Annotated in this window: 16 protein-coding genes; 8 read left to right on the top strand and 8 right to left on the bottom strand. The window is 75.2% G+C overall.

The features are described from left to right. Positions 1 to 35 precede the first annotated feature (35 nt). The 6 genes from BJY14_RS35540 to BJY14_RS35515 form a co-directional block, all read right to left on the bottom strand. Positions 36 to 1391, bottom strand: coding sequence for a condensation domain-containing protein (locus BJY14_RS35540; RefSeq protein ID WP_179847603.1), 1356 nt, complete (start codon positions 1389 to 1391; stop codon positions 36 to 38). Further along, positions 1392 to 2003, bottom strand: a complete 612-nt coding sequence (locus BJY14_RS35535; RefSeq protein WP_179847602.1) for a hypothetical protein — start codon at positions 2001 to 2003, stop codon at positions 1392 to 1394. Beyond that, positions 1993 to 3063, bottom strand: coding sequence for a hypothetical protein (locus BJY14_RS35530; protein ID WP_179847601.1), 1071 nt, complete (start codon positions 3061 to 3063; stop codon positions 1993 to 1995). Before BJY14_RS35530 ends, BJY14_RS35535 begins: the two co-directional genes overlap by 11 nt. Then, positions 3060 to 4631: an arylsulfotransferase family protein gene (locus tag BJY14_RS35525; RefSeq protein ID WP_179847600.1), complete on the bottom strand. Its 1572-nt coding sequence runs from the start codon at positions 4629 to 4631 to the stop codon at positions 3060 to 3062. Before BJY14_RS35525 ends, BJY14_RS35530 begins: the two co-directional genes overlap by 4 nt. 139 nt (positions 4632 to 4770) lie before the next feature. Further along, positions 4771 to 5427, bottom strand: a complete 657-nt coding sequence (locus tag BJY14_RS35520; RefSeq protein ID WP_179847599.1) for a response regulator transcription factor — start codon at positions 5425 to 5427, stop codon at positions 4771 to 4773. Positions 5428 to 5505: 78 nt separating this feature from the next. Then, positions 5506 to 6369, bottom strand: a complete 864-nt coding sequence (locus BJY14_RS35515; RefSeq protein ID WP_179847598.1) for an inositol monophosphatase family protein — start codon at positions 6367 to 6369, stop codon at positions 5506 to 5508. A gap of 241 nt (positions 6370 to 6610) precedes the next feature. On the opposite strand from BJY14_RS35515, the gene BJY14_RS35510 reads away from it, so the two are divergent. The 4 genes from BJY14_RS35510 (at position 6611) to BJY14_RS35495 (ending at position 10319) form a co-directional block, all read left to right on the top strand. After that, the gene (locus BJY14_RS35510; RefSeq protein ID WP_179847597.1) at positions 6611 to 6889 is read left to right on the top strand and encodes an acyl carrier protein; all 279 of its coding nucleotides are present in this window, start codon (positions 6611 to 6613) and stop codon (positions 6887 to 6889) included. Between the two features lie 31 nt (positions 6890 to 6920). Next, positions 6921 to 8018 (top strand): DegT/DnrJ/EryC1/StrS family aminotransferase, encoded by a 1098-nt coding sequence (locus BJY14_RS35505; RefSeq protein ID WP_179847596.1) that lies wholly within the window; start codon positions 6921 to 6923, stop codon positions 8016 to 8018. 1 nt (position 8019) lies between these two features. Continuing rightward, positions 8020 to 9126, top strand: a complete 1107-nt coding sequence (locus BJY14_RS35500; protein ID WP_179847595.1) for an inositol-3-phosphate synthase — start codon at positions 8020 to 8022, stop codon at positions 9124 to 9126. A 101-nt stretch (positions 9127 to 9227) separates the two neighbouring features. Next, positions 9228 to 10319 (top strand): acyltransferase domain-containing protein, encoded by a 1092-nt coding sequence (locus BJY14_RS35495; RefSeq protein WP_179847594.1) that lies wholly within the window; start codon positions 9228 to 9230, stop codon positions 10317 to 10319. 93 nt (positions 10320 to 10412) lie between these two features. Here BJY14_RS35495 and BJY14_RS35490 read toward each other — a convergent pair whose 3' ends face one another. Beyond that, entirely contained in the window at positions 10413 to 12008 is a 1596-nt protein-coding gene (locus BJY14_RS35490) for an HAL/PAL/TAL family ammonia-lyase (RefSeq protein ID WP_218905734.1), read from the bottom strand. 183 nt (positions 12009 to 12191) lie between these two features. Next, a complete protein-coding gene (locus BJY14_RS35485; RefSeq protein WP_179847592.1) occupies positions 12192 to 13967 on the bottom strand; it encodes an AMP-binding protein in 1776 nt (591 codons plus the stop codon). A gap of 244 nt (positions 13968 to 14211) precedes the next feature. Between BJY14_RS35485 and BJY14_RS35480 the strand changes: the two genes are divergently transcribed. The 4 genes from BJY14_RS35480 to fabG are packed head-to-tail and all read left to right on the top strand — an operon-like array spanning position 14212 to position 19659. After that, on the top strand, positions 14212 to 15552 hold the full coding sequence (locus BJY14_RS35480) for a beta-ketoacyl-[acyl-carrier-protein] synthase family protein (RefSeq protein ID WP_179847591.1): 1341 nt from the start codon (positions 14212 to 14214) through the stop codon (positions 15550 to 15552). Then, complete coding sequence (locus BJY14_RS35475; protein ID WP_179847590.1) at positions 15549 to 16583, top strand: beta-ketoacyl synthase N-terminal-like domain-containing protein; 1035 nt, start codon at positions 15549 to 15551, stop codon at positions 16581 to 16583. The genes BJY14_RS35480 and BJY14_RS35475 overlap by 4 nt, the downstream gene beginning before the upstream one ends. Further along, the gene (locus tag BJY14_RS35470) at positions 16580 to 18958 is read left to right on the top strand and encodes a type I polyketide synthase (protein ID WP_179847589.1); all 2379 of its coding nucleotides are present in this window, start codon (positions 16580 to 16582) and stop codon (positions 18956 to 18958) included. The genes BJY14_RS35475 and BJY14_RS35470 overlap by 4 nt, the downstream gene beginning before the upstream one ends. Further along, positions 18955 to 19659, top strand: a complete 705-nt coding sequence (fabG, locus tag BJY14_RS35465) for a 3-oxoacyl-ACP reductase FabG (RefSeq protein WP_179847588.1) — start codon at positions 18955 to 18957, stop codon at positions 19657 to 19659. Before BJY14_RS35470 ends, fabG begins: the two co-directional genes overlap by 4 nt. The last annotated feature ends 12 nt before the right edge of the window (positions 19660 to 19671 follow it).

Below are 19671 nucleotides of genomic sequence, written 5' to 3'. Positions count from 1 at the left end.
CCTGGTGCGGTGCGTTCGGTGGGGTGGCGGGCGGGTCAGGAGACCGGGTCGATCTCGTCGAGGCGGAGGTCGCGCTCGGCGAAGACGACGAGCAGGCGCTCGATGGCGTCCAGGAAGGAGCGGATCCGCGCGGGCGAGACGCGCGCGGTGTCGGCGAAGAGGCTGAGGCGGATCGCCTCCGGGTCCTCCAGCACCTCGAACGCCTCCAGGAAGAACGCCACGGTCGCGCGGTCGACCTTCTCGTTCCACTCGAAGGTGGACTCGGCGGCCGGCGTGTCCGGATCCGCGGCCGGACGCCCGGCGCGGACGGGGGTCCACATGTCGTTGAAGCACACGTCGAGGACGGTGGCCGACGCGTCCCTGATCGCGGCGACCGGCGCGGGGTCGTAGCGGGCGTTGCGCTGCGCGTGCAGGGAGGCGGTGCGGGCCGCCGCCACGACCTCATGGAGGGTGCCCGCGCGCAGGTCGACGACGAGCGGCGTCTCCTGGCTGAGGGTGGTCACCATGCGCCGCAGCTCGGGACGGCCCCGGTTGCCCGACGGCATCCGCATCGCGCATCGGTCCAGGCCGGTGTGCCTGCCGATGAGCGCCGCGGTCAGGGCGAGCAGCACGTTCGAGGTGCCGGCCCCGCAGCGGTCCGCGGCCCGGCGCAGGGCCCGCGCGGCGGTCTGCGAGCAGAGGTCGCCGCGCCAGTAGCGCGCCTCCTCCGCCGTCCTGGAAGGGACGGGGAACATGGCGGGCGGTGCGGCGTCCAGGACGGTGCGCCAATGGTCGAGCGCGCGTTCCAGGACGCGCCGCCCCGCCGCCGACCGCTCCTCCTCCGCCAGGTCGAGGGGCTGCGCCGCCCCGCCCTCGGGCTCGCGGCCCTCCAGCAGGTCGACGAGCTCCCCGTACACGACCCGCGTGCCGAGGAAGTCCGAGGCCATGTGCGACATCCCGAACATCACCATCACCGGCTCGTCGCCGACCGTGCCGATCCTGACGCGCAGCGGCAGCCCGTCCACCAGGTCGTAGGGGGTGTCCTGCATCTGCGGCCACCAGCCGCCGACGATCGCGAACAGGTTCTGCTCCGGGTCGACGGCGGCGACCTCCGCCTCCAGCACGCCCGCGCGCAGCACCTCCTGCTCCGGCTCGGCGGCGCCGTCCGGCCCCGGCCGGAAGCGGGTCCGCAGCGACTCGTGCCGCTCGACCAGCCGGCCGAACGCCTCCAGCACCTGGTCGGTCTTGAGGCCGGGCGGCAGCGGGCCGCCGCCGAGCACGTTGGCGAACGAGGGGAGGCCGGCCATGCTGAGCCGCGCCTCGGCCCACATGTCGAGCTGGCCCCAGGTGAACGGGCCCGTCCCGCCGCGCGCGCCGCGGAACGGGACCCGGTGAACGGTGATCTCGGTCATCTACGATCCTTCGTGTCCGGTGCGGAGCGCCGCCCGGAGCTCGGCGGCGTAGTGCTCGCCGATCCGGGTCGGCAGGTTCCGGTGCGGGCTGAGGAAGTGCGGGACCAGGTCGGCCCGGTGCCAGCGCCAGCCGCGCGGCCCCCGGTGGGGACGGGTCGAGGCGGGCAGCGTCCGCGCCGCGTCCCCGTCCGGGGGCTCGCCGGGGGCGTCGATCCACCGCTCCGAGTCGTCCACCACGGCCAATGCCTCCGCCGGGGGCGTCGCGGGCGAGAGCGCGTCCCAGAGGACGGCGCGGGTCTGGAACCGCGCCTCGCGCAGCTCGGGGAACCGCTCCGCCGTCCGGACGATGGGCAGGACGGCACGCGCGGTCACCGCCTCGCAGGCGAGCATCGCCAGCCGCGGTCCGCGTGGCGTCGCCCCCGACCCGTCCGGCGCGAACGGCGGCGTCCAGTGCCGCTCCCCCGGGCGGGCGCCGCACGACCGGCATGCCACCAGCCGGACCGCGACGAGCGTGCCCGTCCCGTCGGTGGGGACGAACGGCGCGGGCCGCAGCTGGGCGGCGGCCTCGCGGCGGGCCATCGCGGCCGCCCGCTCCCTCAGCTCATCGGCCATCGCGGCCTCCCGGGTGTGCGAGGCCGTGCCGCACGGCGGCGACCCCAAGGGCGACGAGGACGTCCCGGCCGGTGCGGCCGAGCAGCGCCCGGTCCGGCCCGGCCAGGCCCGAGTCGACCCACGACCCGATGGCGTGGCGGGTGAACGGCCCGCCGCCGGGCGGGACCGGCGGGTGGCCAGCGGCGTCGGCGCCGAGGAGGTGTCCCGCGGCCCACACCTCGGTTGCCGCCGGCACGAGCGCGTCGGGCAGCCCCCCGATGTGCGGCGCGGCGGCGTCCAGCACCGCGCGGGGGTCCACGCCGACCAGCGAGCACGCGTCGTACCAGTGCCAGGCGAACTTGTGCTCGACCGGGTCGCGGTCGACCATGCGGATGCCGCACCGCGACTCCAGCAGCTCGACCGTGTACGGCCCCGGGTCCGCGGCGGTCCGTCCCGTCCAGTGGGCGGTGGGCGTTCGCTCGCCGGGGGCGAAGACGGTCGCGCGCAGCTCGCCCTGGTGACCGACGATCGTCTCGTCCACGCCGTGGTCCACCAGGTGGGGCACGGTCGCGACGACGGGGATCCCCTGCTTGCGGCAGAAGATGACGACCATCTCGTCGTCGTCCTGCACGTCGTCGGGGATCTCCGCCAGGTAGGCGGCCAGGTCCCGGGCGCGGTCCACGGGCAGGACGAAACCCTGGCACGGCGTCCACTCGGTCAGGGAGAGCGGGGCGTAGGAGGCGCCCGCGACCGCCGCGCGCCGCACCAGGTAGGAGTTCTGCGGGCTGTTCCAGTGGGAGTAGAAGGAGACGCCGTCCTCCGGGTGCCGGGCGACCGCCTCGCTCACCTGCTCGGCGAACCCGGGGGCGAGGGCGATGTCGTCCTGAAGCACCATGTGGTGCGTGACGCCGTCCTGAATCTGCGCCCAGGCGCGCTTGGCGGTGCGCAGCGGGCTCGGCGCGCCGCCGGGGTCGGGGTCGCGGACCGGCACGGCGTCCAGCGGGGCGCACGCCCGGACCAGCGGCGGGATGCGGTCGGCCCGGCGCGGGTGGTACATGATCGAGACGCCGACCTTGATCATGACGCCTCCGCGTTCGCCGTGACGGCCGAGGCCCCGAGGACCCGGCCCGAGGCGTCGAGCGCCTCGGCCTTCAGGTAGCGCGGCGCCGTGCCCGCCCGCGAGGGCGGGCGGACCGCGGTGTCGAGCCCGTTCCATCCGGCCTGGGCGTAGGGCCTCAGGTCGTCCCGCGCGTCTCCGGCGAGAATCCGCCAGCGGGCGACGCCGGTCGCGCCGTTCCAGACCGCGTGGACGGAGCCGTCCCGCATGCCCACGGTGGGCGGGTCGGCGGGGCGGCCCTTCCACTGCTGGCGGTAGAGCCGGTAGGAGGTCCAGCCGTGGGGCAGCGTCGCGTCGAAGAGCAGGGCCCCGCGGCGCGAGAACTCCGAGACGCGTCCCGCCGCGCCCCAGCTCACGGAGGTGTTGCCGTTCGGGAGGTCCTGCGCGCTGCCCTCGTGCGTCGACGAGACGTGCGCGGGATGGGTGAGCTGCCGGACGAGCCGGGTCGTCCCGCGGGCCGGGTCGACGCGGATCCAGGCGACCCGCGACTCGTACCCCTCCAGGAGCTGGTTGGCCCCGTTGTCGAACACCTTGACGGTGCCGCGGCCCGCCGGGGTCGCGTCGTGCTGCCAGCTGAACCGCACGCCGGCCCCGAGCGGGAAGCTGGTGCGGCGGCCGCCGAGCCGCCAGATGATCCGGCCGGTGCGGCGGTCCACCTTGAACACCGTCGACAGGTGCCGGCCCGAGATCAGCAGGTCGCCGTCGGTGTCCTCGCTCACGGAGTTGACGTGGAAGTAGTCGAAGGGCTGCTCGCCGTACATGAAGACGGGGGCGTCGCTGTCGGCGGGGGACACGTGCGCGAGGGCGCTCCAGCTCAGCAGCGTCCGGCCGGTGGCGATGTCGATCTCCTCGACGACGCTGTCCTCCACCTTGCCGTCCTTGGACCCGCCGAGGGACGACAGGTCCGCCGGCACGGTCCGGTAGCCGGTGACCAGCGCGGTGCCGCGCGAGGTGATGCGGAACTCGTGCAGGTCGGCCGGGGCCGTCGTGCCCCGCACCGTGGCGATGACGCGGTAGTTCTCGTCGGCGATGTAGCCGGTGCCGATCCCGCCCCCGCGGGTGGTCACCGTGCCCTGCCACCAGGTCAGCACGTCGCGGCCCCGGTAGCGCTGCACCCGCAGGTCGGTGGCGAACTGCCCGTCCGGCACCGGGTGGAACCACACCGGCCGCCCGTGCTCGTCGAGGATCTCCGGGCCGTGGGGCCCCTTGGCTGCGGGCGCCCGGGGGTGGGCCTGCGCCTGCGCCAGGGCCTGCGCCTGCGCCGGGCTCTGCGCCGGGGCCTGCCCGCCGCTCCCGTCCGTGGGCGGGCCGGAGGGCTGGGGGGTGGTGAACAGCAGGCCGGGCGCGGTGCCCGGCCTGAGCGTTCGGACGTCGAAGCGGGGTGCCGCCGAACCGTCGCCCACCGGGGCGCTCACCGGCGCGAAGGGGCCGCCCGGCCGCGTCCCGGCCGGCTGCGCCCCACCGAGGACGATCAGCAGGCTCAGCCCGCCGGCGGCGGCGGCGGCGGACGAGCCCAGGTCGATACGGATCACGCGTCTTCTCCTCCATCGGGCCGGGCGGTCTCCCGGCCCGGCTCCGCCATGCTCGGCCGGGGGGAGCGGGACGCGTAAGGCACCGATGGACGCGCGACCAGCCGGATGGATGTGCATGTCCGGATGGTCAGGCCCGCCGCTACGCCGCGGAGATCATCCCCTGCCGGATGGCGATCACCACGGCGGCGGTGCGGTTCGGCGCGCCGAGCTTGAGCATGACGCTGGTGACCAGCCGCTTGGCGCCGTGGTCGGAGATCGAGAGGCGGCGGGCGATCTGCTTGTTGCTCAGCCCCTCGGCCAGCAGCGCGAGCGTCTCGTTCTCGCGCGGCGTCAGCACCGCGGGCCGCACCGACCCGGACGGCACCGGCGAGCCCGCGCGGGCCAGCAGCTCCCGGCCCACCCGGGCCGGCATGGGCATCTCGCCGAGCATCATCCTGGACAGCGCCTCGCCGAGGTCGGGCGCGGTCAGGTCCTGCTGGATCAGGAACCCGTCGGCGGCGGACGCGCCGCCGAACGACGAACCGGACGCCTCCAGCTCGTCCAGCAGCATCAGCACCTTCGTCCGCGGCAGCGCGGCGGTGAGCTCGGACGCCGCCGCGCCCTCCGCGCGGGTCACCACGAGCACGTCCACGCCTCCCCCGGCGACGGCGGCCTCCACCGAACGCCGGGTCGTGCAGTGCCGGACGGTCCCGACGCTCGGCAACAGGTCCAGCACGGCCTCCAGGCCGCGCCCGACCACCACGTTGTCCACGTAGATCACGACGTTCAGGCAGTCGGTCGCGATGTTCTCGGTCATGTCTCCACGCTCTTTTCTCATGGCGGATCGTGCGCCCGTTCGTGCGGGGCCTCAGCCATCAAAAGCGACGCCGAACGTTCAGGCCAGGGAGTTGTCGTCTTCCAGCCACCCTTGGAGGAACGGGAACCCTTCCAGCGCGGCGACCACCGAGGCGCCGAGTCCGTCCAGGCCCGGCCGCCACGCGGCGAACGCGCCGGGGCGGCGGACGGACGGCTCGGCGGGCACCGCGGCGAACGTGCCGCCGGAGGCGGTGACCAGCACCCGGCCCGCCGCGCAGTCCCAGGCGTACGCGTCGGGCGTGACGGCCATGTCCGCCCGGCCGGTGGCGACGTAGGCGAGGGCGAGCGCCGCGGAGCCGATGCGGCGCACGTCGGCGGCGGCGAGCAGCTCGGTGAACAGGGCCAGCTCGCCCGGGTCGGGGACGGCCCCGGCCCGGGGCAGGTCGGTCAGCACCATCGGCACCGCCCGCGCCGGCGCCGGCGGGACGGGACGGCCGCCGCGCAGCAGCCGGCCCCCGGCGGCGGTGTACGTCTCGTCCCGCGCGGGCTCGTAGACGCACCCGCCGACCGGCTCCCCCCTCACGGTGACGCCGATGGACACGCAGAACAGCGGCAGGCCCCGCGAGAAGTTGTGCGTGCCGTCGATCGGGTCGACGTACCAGCGCACGTCCCTTCCGGGGCCGTCCCCGGCCTCGCCGGCACCGCCCTCCTCCCCCACGACGACCGAGCCGGGGCAGGCTCCGGTCAGCTCCGCCCTGATCAGCGCCTCCGCCGCGGCGTCCGCCTCGGTGACCACGTCGTGCGCGTGCGTGCCCGCCTTGGCGCGGGCGGCAGCCATCGTCCCCGGACCGTCCAGCAGCGTCCGGCCGGCCCGCCGCGCCGCCCGCGCGGCCGCCCCGACCAGGGCCCATGCGTCGTCCTCGCGAATTCCCTGAAAGTCCATTCGCGACACATTATTGGGGCGCGGGACAATCCGGCCGCCCATTCGGGCATACCGCTTCGAGCGGGGAAACTCGATTCCTCGCATCGTGGGCGGGAATCGACGAAATCTCGTTTCCCAGGTATGCCCGTCCAGGCAGTACACAAGCGCGGAAAGTCAGGGGTGACGCCACCCCGGGAATGGTGGCGACAATCGCCGTTAATCGGCTCTCAGACGAGACGAGCAAGCGAGGCAAGGAGACCCCATGACGGGCTCGACCCTGACAACGTCCACCGACGAGCTGCGCACGTGGCTCATCCAGCGGATCGCCGAGTACCTGGAGAAGGACGCGGCCGAGATCGACACCGAGGCCACCTTCGAGGCGCAGGGACTGGACTCGATGGCCGCGCTGACGCTCTGCGACGACATCGAGGACCAGATGGGCCTCGTCGTGGAGCCCACCCTGGCCTGGGACCACCCCACGATCGACAAGCTGGCGGACTTCCTCATCAGGACCGCCGCCGAGACCGAGGCGTCCCGGTGACCGTCCCGCACTCCGGCGGAGGCGCCGGCCGATGAACCTCGGACAACGGCGCTGGCCTCCGGAACCCGCCGAGGAGGAGCTGAAGCTCCTCGCCGAGGTGGCGCGCTCCCGGATCTGGACGGACGGGCCGTGGACCGCCGAGGTCGAGCGCCGCATGGAGCGGCTGACCGGCGCCCCGCACGCGGTGGCGTTCAACAGCTGCACCTCGGCGCTGCACGCCGCGCTGCACGCGATGGGCTGCGTGCGCGGCACCCGCGTGGCGCTCCCGGCGCTGACGTTCGCCGGGACCGCGACCGGGGCCGCGCACATCGGCGCGGAGATGGCGTTCACCGACGTCGATCCCGGAACCCTCGCGGTCACCGGCCGCCTGCCCGAGGCCGACATCGTCATCGCGGTCGACCTGCACGGGGTCCCGCACGGGCTGGACCGCGTCCGCGCGGACGGGCGGGCCGTGCTGACCGACGCGTGCCAGTCGATCGGGAGCGTCCTGGACGGCCGGCACGTCGGCGCGGCCGGGACGCACGCCTGGTCGTTCTCCTCGGCCAAGCTGATCGCCGCGCCGGACGGCGGCGCCGTCACCACCGGCGACGCCGGGATCGCGGAGCGGCTCAGGGAGCTGCGCGACTACGGCGTCCCGGCCGGGGAGTCGCGCTCGAACGCGGCCGTGGTCCGGGCCGGCGGGCACAACTGGCGCCCGTCCGAGCTGAGCATGGCCATGGTCGCGCACCGGCTGGACGGCCTGGACCGGTGGACGGCGCGGGCCCGCGCCGTCACCGCCCGCCTGCACGAGGCCATGGACGGGGCCGGCCTGTGGCGACAGTCGGCCGGGGAGACGGCGCGGCCCGCCTGGCACAAGATCCGCTTCGGGGCGCCCGGATGGGCCCCGGAGGAGGCGGCCCGGATGGAGCGGGCCCTCGCCCGGGCGGGGGTCGCGACGCACCGCTGGGGCCTGGTCCCCCTGAACCGCCATCCCGCCTTCGGCGGGGCCGGGCGGGCGGGGCCCCCGGTGGCGCAGGCCGCGGCGGCGGGCACCCTGTGCCTCGGCACCGAGGCCGCGCCGCCGATGACGTGGAACGACGATGAGGTAGAGCAGGTCTGCCGCATCCTGGAAACGATCATAGGAAGCTGAAATGGATACTCCTCTCGTTCGGGTCGGCATCATCGGTGTCGGGAACTGCGCCCGCGCCCTGCTGGAGGGCACGGCCTACTACCGCTCCTCGCCCGGCGCCACCGCCGGCCTGATGTTCCCCGAGGTCGGCCCGTACGGCGCCGGCGCCCTGGAACCCGTCGCCGCGTGGGACGTCGACGTCGAGAAGGTCGGCAAGGACCTGTGGACCGCCCGCGCGGCGGGGCAGAACCTGCCCGTCGGCATCGGCGGCGACCTGCTGCCGGTCGGCGCGGACGTGCGCGTGCTGCGCGCCCCGACGCTGGACGGCGCGGGCGTCAAGTACCGGGAGCGGATCACCGTCGCCGAGGACTCGGCCGGCGACCGCGCCGCGATCGTCGAGCAGGTCCGCGCCGCCAGGGTCGACGTCCTGCTCAACTACCTGCCCGTCGGCTCGCAGGAGGCGACCGAGTGGTGGGCCGGCGTCGCGCTGGAGGCGGGCGTCGGGTTCGTCAACAACGTGCCGGTGTTCATCGCGCGCCGGGACCACTGGCGCGACCGGTTCCGCGAGGCGGGCCTGCCGCTCATCGGCGACGACATCAAGTCGCAGCTCGGCGCCACCTACCTGCACCGGGTGCTGGTGCGGGCGTTCTCGGACCGGGGCATCACCCTGGACCGGACGTACCAGCTGAACGTCGGCGGCAACATGGACTTCTTCAACATGCTGGAGCGCGACCGCCTCGCCTCCAAGCGCGAGTCCAAGACCTCGGCGGTCACCGACGCCTACGACGGCGAGCTCGGCGAGGACGACGTCCACATCGGGCCGTCGGACTACGTGAGGTTCCTCGGCGACACCAAGAAGGCGTTCATCCGCTGCGAGGGCCGCGGCTTCGGCGGCGCGCCGATCGACATGGAGATCCAGCTCACCGTCCCGGACTCGCCGAACTCGGCGGGGGTCGTCATCGACGCCGCCCGGATCGCCAGGCTGGCCATGGACCGCGGTGACACCGCCGTCGACGAGTGGGTGTCGGCGTGGCTGTTCAAGGCGCCGCCGCGCGCGGTCGCCCAGGAGTCCGACCAGGTCGCCCGCGAGCGCCTCGTCCGCTGGATGGCCGGCGAGACCGGCCGGTGACGGCACGGTGACCACCGGGCCGGGCCGCGCGAGCGGCCCGGCCCTTCCCGTCCCCGGCCGGGGACGGGTCCGAGACGGGCGACGCGAGAAGGGTGACGCCGATGGACAGGACCACGATCACCGCCGGCCTGGACGGGTCGCCGCGGCTGGTGTTCGTCTTCCCGGGGCAGGGCGCCCAGTGGGTCGGCATGGGCCGGGGGCTGCTGGAGTCGGTCCCGGTGTTCGCCGCCGCGCTGGAGGAGTGCGCCGCCGCCGTGGAGGCGGAGCTGGGCTGGTCGCCGCGCCGGCGGCTGGAGAGCGACGAGCCGCTGACGGCGGTGTCGGAGATCCAGCCGACGCTCTGGGCGTTCCAGGTGGCGCTCGCCGCGGTCTGGCTGGACTGGGGCGTCGAGCCGGACCTCATCATCGGGCACAGCATGGGCGAGATCGCCGCCGCCACCGCCGCGGGCGCCCTGCCGGTCCGGGACGCGGCCGCGGTCGTGTGCCGCCGCGGCGTCCTGCTCCAGGAGCTCGGCGCGGCGGGCGCGATGTGGGCGGTGGGCCTCGGCGAGAAGGAGGCCGAGGAGGCGATCGGGGAGCACGGGGACCTCGTGTGCGCCGGGGTGCTCAACAGCGACCGCTTCACCGTCCTGTCGGGCGACCCGGAGGCCATCGCGCGGATCGTCGCGCCGCTGCGGGAGCGGGGCGTGTTCTGCCGCCGCGTGGCGGTCGGGTACGCCTCGCACGGGCCGCAGGTCGAGCCGATCCGCGACGGGCTGTGCGAGGCGCTCGCCGGGGTGCGGGCGCAGGCGCCCGCGATCCCGCTGCACTCCACGGTCTGGGACCGCCCGGTCGCCGGGCCGGAACTGGACGGCGGGTACTGGATGGAGAACGTGCGGCGCCCCGTGCGGTTCGCGGCCGCGGTCCGGTCCGTGCTGTCGGGCAGCGGGCCGGCGCTGTTCGTCGAGATCAGCCCGCACCCGCTGCTGGTCTCGGCGGTGGGCGACGCCATCCAGGCCGCGGGCGCGGCGGCCGGGACGGTCGCGTCCCTGGTGCGCCGGCAGCCGGAGGCGGAGACCCTGCTGGCGGCGCTCGGCGCCGTCTACGCCGCGGGCCGCACGCCCGACTGGGCGCGGGTGCGGGCGGCCGGGCGGCGCGTCCCGCTGCCCGCCCAGCCCTGGCAGCGACGCCGGTTCTGGGTGGACCTGGGGTGAGCCGGCCCGGCCGGTGGACCCCGCGCGACCGGACGGCCCCCGCCCCTTCCCGGCGAGACCGGAAGGGGCGGGGGCCGTCGCGGTGCGGCCGGGTCAGCCGAGCGCGGGCACGCCGCTCGTGTTCTCGGTGACGGCCCGGCGCAGCTCGCCGGAGCGGACGGCGTCCCGGACGCGCCGGATGTCGTCCTGGAGGGGACGGTCGCCGTCCAGGAACGGCGAGATCTTGCGGACGAGGGTGTGGGCGGCGGCGGTCGCGGAGCTCAGGTGCTCCAGCCCCCGCAGGTCGGCGGCCTGGCACAGCGCGATCAGGTGGATCGCGGCGACCTCCTGCGCCAGCTCCACGACCGACCGCGCGTCCCGCGCGGCGATCGTGCCCATGCTCACCTTGTCCTGGTTGTGGGCCTCGGTGGAGCGGGAGAAGGACGTCGCGGGCATCGTCCACCGCTGCGCCTCCGCCACCAGCGACGACGCGCTGATCTGCATCCCCTTGAAGCCGTGGTGCAGGCCCGCGTCCCAGCTCCCGGCCTCGTAGCGGGGGATGAGGTTGGGCGTCAGGCCGTTGTTGAACTTCTCGTCGACGACCAGCTCCAGCTGGCGGTCGAGCAGGTCGGCGACGCTGGCCACCGCGATCTTCAGCGAGTCCATCGTCTGGCCGACGTGCCCGCCGTAGAAGTTGCCGCCGTTCAGGACCGTCCCGTCGGGGTGGAACAGCGGGTTGTCGTTGGAGGAGTTGACCTCGATCTCCAGCATCTGCTCGGCCCAGATGAGGGTGTCGCGCAGCGCGCCGACCACGTGCGGCGCGCAGCGGATCGAGTAGCGGTCCTGGATGGGCCGTTCGAGCTGGCGGTAGCCGTCGCCGGTCCACGTCTCGTCGGCGCCCGGCCCGCCGCCGGCGTCGCCGCCGGCCAGCAGCCCCCGGATCGTGCGGGCGCTCGCGAGGACGCCCTCGTGCGGCTTCTGCTGGAACAGGAAGTCGTCGAAGTGCGCCGGGTTGCCGAGCAGCACCTGGCTCGCCATCGCCGTGCACAGCTCGGCCGTGTAGGCGAGCTCGCCGGCGTCATGGGCGGCCAGGACGGCGAACCCCGACATGAACGACGTGCCGTTGACCAGCGCCAGTCCCTCCTTGGCCTCCAGCTCGACCGGGACGAGCCCGGCGTCGCTCAGGGCGGCGGCGGCCGTGCGCCGCTCGCCGGCGTGCAGGACGTCCCCCTCGCCGGTCAGCATCCGGGCCACGTAGCTGAGCGGGACGAGGTCGCCGCTGGCGCCGACCGACCCGCGCTCCGGGATGAGCGGCAGGATGTCGCGGTTGAGGCAGTCCAGCAGCAGCTCCACGACGCGCGGCCGGATCGCGGAGTAGCCCCGGGCGAGGCAGTTGGCGCGGACCAGCAGCGTCGCGCGCAGCACGTCCGGCTCGGCCGCCGCCCCGGTGCCGCAGTTCAGGAAGCGCAGCAGGTTCTCCTGCAGCGCGGCGCTCTTGTCCCCGTGGATCTGGCGGGTGTTGCTGTCGCCGAAGCCCGCGGTCACCCCGTAGATCGGCAGTCCCGCCGCGATGAGGCCGGCCTTGGCCCGCGTGGTGGCGTCCATCCGCGCCACGGCCTCGGCGGCCAGGCCGACGCGCGGGCGGTGCGGCGCCCTGGCGACCGTCACGGTCTCCGCCAGGGTCAGCCGATGTCCGTCGATCGGCAGCACCGGTGGTTCGTGCGATGAGGAAAACGCCGCGGAGAGCTTGTCCGCCATTGTGCAAACTCCATTCTCGTTCAGGCGTCCGGTACCGGAATTCTGTGCAGTGCCCCCGGTACCGGATAATCCCTATGCCGCCGCGCTCACGCGCTGCCTTTATGGGCATGCCTGGCCTTTACCGGCATGTCCGGCTCAGTCGGCGTGGTCGGCGGGCAGGATCACCTCGGGCGGCGGCGGGTCCCGGTAGAGGAGATCGACCTGGGCGGACCGGTTCCGCAGCACCTCCAGCTGGCTCACCGAGCCCTTGTCGGTCAGCTCCCCGGCGTCGCGGTCCGGCGGCTCGGCCAGCAGCAGCATCCGCTCGATCCGCCGCGAGGACCGCTGCCCGGCGTTGAACCTGGCCAGCGCCTCGGCCAGGGCCCGGCGCAGCGCCGCGGGGTCGCCGCCGCGCCGCGTCCAGGCGAGCGCGCCCGCGTGCGCCCGCCCCGACCCGGTGATCACGACCTCGGCGAGCTGGTCGGCGGACGCCAGCAGCGCCGCCCGCAGCGCCCCGACCCGCACCCACGTCCCGGTGGTCAGCTTGAAGTCCTCGGTGATGCGGCCCTGGAACACCAGGCCGCGGCCCGGGTCGCCGTCGTCGGCGGGCAGGCCGGCGTCACCCGTCCGGTAGAAGCCCTCCTCGTCGAACGCCTCGGCGGTGCGGTCCGGGTCGTCCAGGTAGCCGGTCATCACCGTGGGCCCGGCGGCCCGCATCTCCAGCCGCCCGTCGACCGGGGCCAGCTTGAGCCGGATCCCCGGCAGCGGCACGCCGATCGCGCCCGGCACGTCGGTGTCCAGATGGGCGGAGGTCACCGCCGACGCCGTCTCCGTCAGGCCCCACGAGGAGGTGAAGCGGACCTTCCCGGGCGAGAACCGCTCCGCCAGCCTCAGCATCCGCTCCCGCAGCTCGGCGGGCAGCGGGGCGCCCGCGCTGAACAGCAGGCCCAGCCGGGCGAAGAAGGTCTTGGCGAGCACCGAGTCGCACTCCAGCGCCTCGGCCAGCAGCGCGAAGCCGGCGGGCACGTTGAAGTAGACGTTCGGCGAGAACTCGGCGAGGTTGCGCAGGCTGCGCGGCAGCAGCTCGGGGGTCGGCCCGCCGTCGTCGATGGCGAGGGTGCCGCCGTGCGTCAGGACCATGTGCAGGTTGTGGTTGCCGCCGAAGGTGTGGCTCCACGGCAGCCAGTCGACGAGGGTCAGCCGGGTCTCGGCGAGGAACGGCCACACCTGCCGCATCATCTGCTGGACGGCGCACAGCATCCGGTGGGTGTTCGGGACGGCCTTCGGGCGCCCGGTCGAGCCGCTCGTGAAGAAGATCTTGGCGACGGAGTCCGGGGCGACCGCGGCCCGGGCCGCGGCGAGCCGCTCCCCCGGCGCGGTGCGCAGCAGCCCGTCGAGGGGCTCCCCGCCGCCCTCCCGGCCGACGAGGGTGCGCGGCGCCAGCCCGGCCAGCGCCGCCAGCGCCGCGCCGTACTCCCGGCCGTCCTCGGCGTAGACGGCGCCGGGCCGGGCGATGCCGGTGACCGTGCGCAGCCGCTCGTGCCCGCCGCTCAGCGAGTACGCGGTGCTGAGCGAGACCACCGGGATCCCGGCGAGGTACCCGGCGAGCGTGAGCCGCAGGTGCCGCAGCGAGTTGCCCGACAGCACCATGAGCGGGCGGTCCGGGCCGAGGCCGCGCTCCAGCAGGGCCTCCCCGAGCGCCTCGGCGTCCGCCAGGGCCGCGCCGTAGGTCAGCTCGTCCCATCCGCCGCTGCGCCGCTCGGCGGCCAGGACGGCGCCCGGCCGCTCGGCCGCCCACCGCAGCAGCGGCCGCGCGAGGTCGGCGTCGTAGGGCTCCAGCGGCACCCGCGAGGACAGCAGCACCGTCCCGTCGGGGCGCCGGGCGGCGCTGATCCTCGGCTCCGCGAACACCCGCCCACTCGAATTCACCATGCGACTCGAATCCCATTCATCAAAGGCACTACCTGCCGGGACGACTTCGCCCCCGCACACTAGACGCGGCGGCCCGCCCGCGGACTGCCGATTCGGCCGCTCTTTCGCCGGTGCACCGCCATGTCCGGGCGGGGCCTCGGCCATACCTGGGCGGGCATGGCCATGCGCGCAGCGCGTTAAGGCGCGCGAACGGTCATTGAGCCGTTCGCCGGGGCACGAAATCCTCCCTTCGAGGTGAGCCAAATTGGAAAAATCCGCCGTTTCCCACGACCGTCCCCACGCGCGGGGGCCGGCCGCTGATCCCCGGCCGCGGGTCGCCGTCACCGGGCTGGGCGTCATCTCCAGCATCGGGATCGGCCGCGAGGACTTCCTGACGGCCCTGCGCGCGGGCGCCTGCGGCGCGTCGCCGATCAGCGGCTTCGACACGACGGGCTTCCGGTACGCCCGCGCCTACGAGGTCCCCGGGTTCGACCCCGAGACCCGCCTGCGGCGGATCGAGCCGGGCCGCTTCGGGAAGGTCGGCGCCCAGGCGGCGGCCGCCGCTCGCATGGCGATGCGCGACGCGGGCCTCGACCCCGCGGAGGTCCGGGACGAGCCCGGCGTCATCGCGGTCGGCACGACCTGCGGCGAGTCGCTCGACGTGGACGCGCTGGCCGCCGCCGAGGTCGCCGGCGGCCCCGGCGGGCTGCCGGCGCCGCGGGCCCGGCGGGTGCACCCCGGCCGCCTGCCCGTCGCGGTGGCCGTCGAGCTCGGCCTCACCGACGTGGAGGCCGTCACGATCCCGACGGTGTGCGCCGCGGGCAACTACGCGGTCGGCCACGCGCTGGACGCCCTGCGCGGCGGCGAGGCCGAGTTCGCGATCTGCGGCGGGGCCGACTCGGTGAGCCGGATGGCCTTCGCCGGGTTCTACCGGCTGCGGGCGTGGGCCTCGGAGCGGTGCAGCCCCTTCGACCTCGACCGGAACGGGTTCATGTTCGGCGAGGGCGCCGGGATGCTCGTCCTGGAGACCCTCGACCACGCCCGCCGGCGCGGCGCGACCGTCCTGGCCGAGGTCGCCGGGTTCGGGCTCAACTGCGACGCCGAGCACCCCACGAGACCGCTGCGCGAGCGCGTCGCCGCGTGCCTGTCGGGCGCGCTGCGCGACGCCGGCGCCGCGCCGTCGGAGGTGGACGTCGTCTTCGCGCACGGTACCGGCACGAAGATCAACGACGCGATGGAGTCGGCCGTGTTCGCGGACGTGTTCGGCGACGCGCCGCCGCCCGTCACCGCGCTCAAATCCATGATCGGCCACACGCAGGGCGCGGCCGGCGCGCACGCGTGCATCGCCGCGGTGCTCGGCATGGAGCACGGGTTCATCCCGCCCACCGTCAACTTCTCCACGCCCGACCCCGAGTGCCCCGTGGACTGCGTGACGGGCGCGCCACGCCCCGCCCGGGTCCGCACGGCCGTGGTCAACTCGCTCGGCGTCGGCGGCAACAACGCCGCGGTCGTGCTGCGCCACGCCGGCGCCCTCGCGGGCGGGCCGGCCGCCGGGCCCGAACCGTCCACGGGACGACACACCGCCACGGCAGAGGGGGCCGCGTGAACACCGTCATCTCGGCGATGGCGCTGATGTCGCCCGCGGGCGTCGGCGCGGGCCCGTTCGGCGAGGCGATCCGCGCGGGCGTGCCGCTTCCCGGCGGCGCGGTCGAGGACTTCCGCACCGAGGCCCCCGACCCGTCCGCGCGTCCCGTCCGGCTGGTCGACCGGCCCTCCGCGATGGCGATCGCCGCGATCGGGGACCTGCTCGGCCCGGACGTCCTCGCCGGATGGCCGCCGCACCGCCGGGCGCTCGTGCTCGGCAGCGGCGCCGCCGGGATCGACCAGTCGATGACGCTGACCCGGGACTCGCTGACCCGCCCCCGGCCCGACAACGTCAACCCGGCGCTCGTCCCGGCGTGCGTGATGAACTACGCCAGCGCGCAGGCCGCGATGGCGTTCGACCTGCGGGGACCGAACGCGACCGTCACGGCGGGCGCCGCGACCGGCCTCGCCGCGCTGCGGTACGCGCGGCGGCTGCTCGCCTCCGGCCGGGCCGACGCCGTGGTGTGCGGCGCCTACGAGGACCTGAACGACCGGCGCGCGGCGATCGCCGAGGCCGCCGGGCGCGAGGCCCGCCCCGCCGAGGGGTGCGGCGTGTTCCTCGTCGAGCCCGCGGAGCGGGCGCGGTCCCACGGCCGGCCGGTGCTGGCCGAGGTCCTCGCGCTGGAGAGCCGCGTCTTCGACGAGCCCTGCCACGCCCCCGCCGTGCTGGACGCCGCCGTGCGCAGAGCGCTGCGCACCGGCGGCGCCGCCCCCGAGAACGTCGGCCTCCTCGTGCCCTCCGGGCAGGAGGACGCCGGCCTGCGCCTTCCGGCGCACACCCGCGTCCTGCGGCCCTCGGAGATCGTCGGCGACGCCTTCGGCGCCGCCGCCGCGCTCCAGGTCGCCGCCGCGATCGCGGTCCGCGACGCAAGCCGAGAGCGAGCCTCCCTTGACCCCGCCGGTGGTCTCGCACTGATCACCACCATCGACACCGACGGGCACGCCGCGTGCTGCTTGCTGCGGACCGGCGGCCGAGGAGGACCAGGAACATGACGGACATCGCCATCGTCGGCATCGACTGCCGCTTCCCCAAGGCGCCCGACCCGGGCGCCCTGTGGGAGCTGCTGATGCGCGGCGACGAGGGGATCGTCGAGGTGCCCAAGTCCCGCTGGAACGCCGACGTCTACTACGACCCGGACGGCGGCCTCGGCAAGACCAACACCCGCTACGCCGGCTTCGTCGACGACGCCGACGCCTTCGACCACGAGTTCTTCGGCTTCTCCAAGGAGGAGGCCGAGGTCGCCGACCCGCAGGTGCGGTTGCTGCTCCAGACCGCGTGGCGGGCCCTGGAGGACGCGACGATCGACCCGCGCTCGCTGGCGGGCAGCGGGACCGGCGTCTACGTCGGGATCATGGGCTCGGAGTGGATGAGCCTGCTGATGACCAACTTCACCAGCATCACCGGCCACGTCGGCTCCGGGAACGGCTACGCGATGGCGGCCAACCGCATCTCCTACCAGCTCGACCTGCGGGGCCCGAGCATGGCCGTCGACACGGCGTGCTCGTCCTCCCTGGTCGCGACCGAGGAGGCCTGCCACGCGCTGCGGGCCGGGGTCTGCGACCAGGCGCTGGTCGGGTCGGTGAACATGTTCATCACCCCGTCGTCGAGCATCTACTTCGCCCAGGCCAAGGTGGCCTCCCCCGACGGCCGCTGCAAACCGTTCAGTTCCAAGGCCGACGGTTTCGGCCGCGCCGAGGGCGTCGCCGTCCTCGTCCTGCGCCGCCTGGACGACGCTCTCGCCGACGGCCTGCCCGTCTACGCGGTCATCAGGGGCGGCGCGGTCAACCACGGCGGCCGCAGCACGACGGTCACCGCACCGAACCCGCACGCCCAGCAGGCCGTCATGGTCGAGGCCTACAAGCGCGCGGGGGTCCGCCCTCAGGACATCGCCTACGTGGAGACGCACGGCACGGGCACGCTGCTGGGCGACCGGCTGGAGGCCCGCGCCCTCGGCAAGGTGCACGGCGTCCCCCGGGAGCGGCCGTGCGCGATCGGGTCCGTCAAGGGCAACATCGGGCACGCCGAGGGGGCGGCGGGCATGGCCGGGCTGATCAAGACCGCGCTGGCCCTGCACCACCGCGTGGTCCCGCTGAGCCGCTTCTCCGACAGCGAGAACCCGCGTCTGAAGCTCGCGGCGAACGGGCTCCGGCTCGTCAAGGAGCCGATGCCGCTTCCGGACGGCGAGGTCCTCGCCGGGGTCAGCGGCTTCGGCCTCGGCGGCACCAACGCCCACATCGTGCTCGCCACGGCCCCGGAGGCCGCCGCGAAGCCGGACACCGCGCCCTCCGGCGCCGCGCGCGGCGGGGTCCTGACGGTGTCGGCGCGCGACGTCGAGGGCCTGCGCGGCGCGGCCCGCCGGCTGGCCGAGGACGTCGCGGCCGCGCCCGCCGGACGGCTCGCGCAGCTGAGCTGGACGTCCAACAAGGTCAAGGCGTCGGGGCCGGTCCGGCTGGCGCTCCCGGCGTCCGACCGGACGGCCGCCGTGGAGGCGCTGCTGGAGGCCGCCGGGGACGACCGCCGGCTCGCCGCCCTGTCCGGGCGTGCCGGAACGCGGCCGAAGACGGGATGGGTGATCTCGGGCGTCTCCGCATGGCGCACCGGCGCGGCGCGGTGGCACGAAGGGGTCCCGGCCTACCGGCGCGCGCTCGGCGCCGCGGACGCGGCGCTGCGGCCCCTCCTCGGCTGGTCCGTGCGGGACGTCCTGCTGTCCGGCGCGGAACCGCCCGCCGCCGAGCCGGTCGCCTTCGCCGTCGCCTACGCCGCCGGGCGGACGCTGGCCGACGTGGGGGTCAAGCCCGCGTGGACGGTCGGCGAGGGGGTCGGCGAGTACGCCGCGGCGGTGCTGGCCGGCGTGTTCGGCCTGGAGGACGCGTGCCGGCTGGTCGCCGCGTACGGCGCGTCCGAGCCGGCGGCCGCCGCGGACCTCGCCTGCCGGCCGCCCTCGGTCCCGCTCTACTCGGCCCGCCGCGGCGGGCGGCTCGACGACGAGGCGCTGGACGCCGCGTTCTGGACGGAACGTCCCGGCGACGGCCCGCGGTTCGACGAGGCGCTGCGGGCGGCCGTGGAGTCGGAACCGGTCCGGCTGATCGAGGTCATGGGCGAGCGCACGGACGGCCTGCGCCTGCTGCCCGGCGAGAACGGCGGCGACGCGCTGGCCGGGATCATCGCGGCGCTCTACCGGGACGGCCTGAACCCCGACTGGGACGAGCTCTACGAGCCGGGCGAGCGGGTCAGGCACCGCCTCACCCCCTACGCGTTCGCCGCCACCGGGCGTTTCTGGTGGAACCGGCCGCTCGACGGGGGCGGGGACCTCGCCGCCTCCGTGGCCGAGCCGACCGGACCGATTCCCGCCGGAGGACACTCATGACCCGTTCCGTACTCGTCACCGGCGGGAACCGCGGCCTCGGCCTGGCGATCGCCCGCGCGTTCGCCGCCGCCGGCGACGCGGTCGCGGTGACCCACCGCGGCTCCGGCGCCCCGGACGGGCTGCTCGGCGTCAAGTGCGACGTCACCGACTCCAGCCAGGTCGCCCGGGCGTTCGAGGAGATCAAGGAGGCGCACGGGCCGGTCGAGGTCCTGGTCTCCAACGCGGGGATCACCGACGACGCGCTGCTGCTGCGGATGCGGGAGGAATCGTTCACCCGCGTGATCGACACCAATCTCACCGGGGCGTACCGGGTGGCCAGGGCCGCGGTCTCGGACATGATCCGCGCACGGCACGGAAGGATGATCTTCATTTCCTCGGTGGCCGGCACCAAGGGCGTGCCCGGCCAGGCCAACTACGCCGCCAGCAAGGCGGGCCTGATCGGGCTCGCCCGGGCCCTGGCCCGCGAGCTGGCCGCCCGCGGCGTCACCTCGAACGTGATCGCGCCCGGGCTGCTGGACACCGACATGACCAGTGAGCTCACCGACCGCTACAAGCAGCAGATCCTCGACGAGGTCCCGCTCGGGCGCACCGCCACGCTCGACGAGATCGCGGCCGCCGCGGTCTGGCTCGCCTCCGCGGACGCCGCGTCGGTGACCGGCCAGGTGATCACCATCGACGGGGGAGGCAGCCTGGGGCACTGACACCCGCGGGAC

The organism is Actinomadura luteofluorescens (assembly GCF_013409365.1).
In the GTDB taxonomy this organism is placed as follows: Bacteria; Actinomycetota; Actinomycetes; order Streptosporangiales; family Streptosporangiaceae; genus Spirillospora; species Spirillospora luteofluorescens.
The sequence above is the reverse complement of the archived record's forward strand: the minus strand, read 5'-3'. Positions and strand labels throughout refer to the sequence as shown.

What these genes read in the sequence shown, in the direction of transcription:
- BJY14_RS35540 (WP_179847603.1), bottom strand. Translation starts at nt 1,391, where the DNA reads ATGACCGAGATCACCGTTCACCGGGTCCCGTTCCGCGGCGCGCGCGGC.
- BJY14_RS35535 (WP_179847602.1), bottom strand. Translation starts at nt 2,003, where the DNA reads ATGGCCGATGAGCTGAGGGAGCGGGCGGCCGCGATGGCCCGCCGCGAG.
- BJY14_RS35530 (WP_179847601.1), bottom strand. Translation starts at nt 3,063, where the DNA reads ATGATCAAGGTCGGCGTCTCGATCATGTACCACCCGCGCCGGGCCGAC.
- BJY14_RS35520 (WP_179847599.1), bottom strand. Translation starts at nt 5,427, where the DNA reads ATGACCGAGAACATCGCGACCGACTGCCTGAACGTCGTGATCTACGTG.
- BJY14_RS35515 (WP_179847598.1), bottom strand. Translation starts at nt 6,369, where the DNA reads ATGGACTTTCAGGGAATTCGCGAGGACGACGCATGGGCCCTGGTCGGG.
- BJY14_RS35510 (WP_179847597.1), top strand. Translation starts at nt 6,611, where the DNA reads ATGACGGGCTCGACCCTGACAACGTCCACCGACGAGCTGCGCACGTGG.
- BJY14_RS35505 (WP_179847596.1), top strand. Translation starts at nt 6,921, where the DNA reads ATGAACCTCGGACAACGGCGCTGGCCTCCGGAACCCGCCGAGGAGGAG.
- BJY14_RS35500 (WP_179847595.1), top strand. Translation starts at nt 8,020, where the DNA reads ATGGATACTCCTCTCGTTCGGGTCGGCATCATCGGTGTCGGGAACTGC.
- BJY14_RS35495 (WP_179847594.1), top strand. Translation starts at nt 9,228, where the DNA reads ATGGACAGGACCACGATCACCGCCGGCCTGGACGGGTCGCCGCGGCTG.
- BJY14_RS35485 (WP_179847592.1), bottom strand. Translation starts at nt 13,967, where the DNA reads ATGGTGAATTCGAGTGGGCGGGTGTTCGCGGAGCCGAGGATCAGCGCC.
- BJY14_RS35470 (WP_179847589.1), top strand. Translation starts at nt 16,580, where the DNA reads ATGACGGACATCGCCATCGTCGGCATCGACTGCCGCTTCCCCAAGGCG.
- fabG (WP_179847588.1), top strand. Translation starts at nt 18,955, where the DNA reads ATGACCCGTTCCGTACTCGTCACCGGCGGGAACCGCGGCCTCGGCCTG.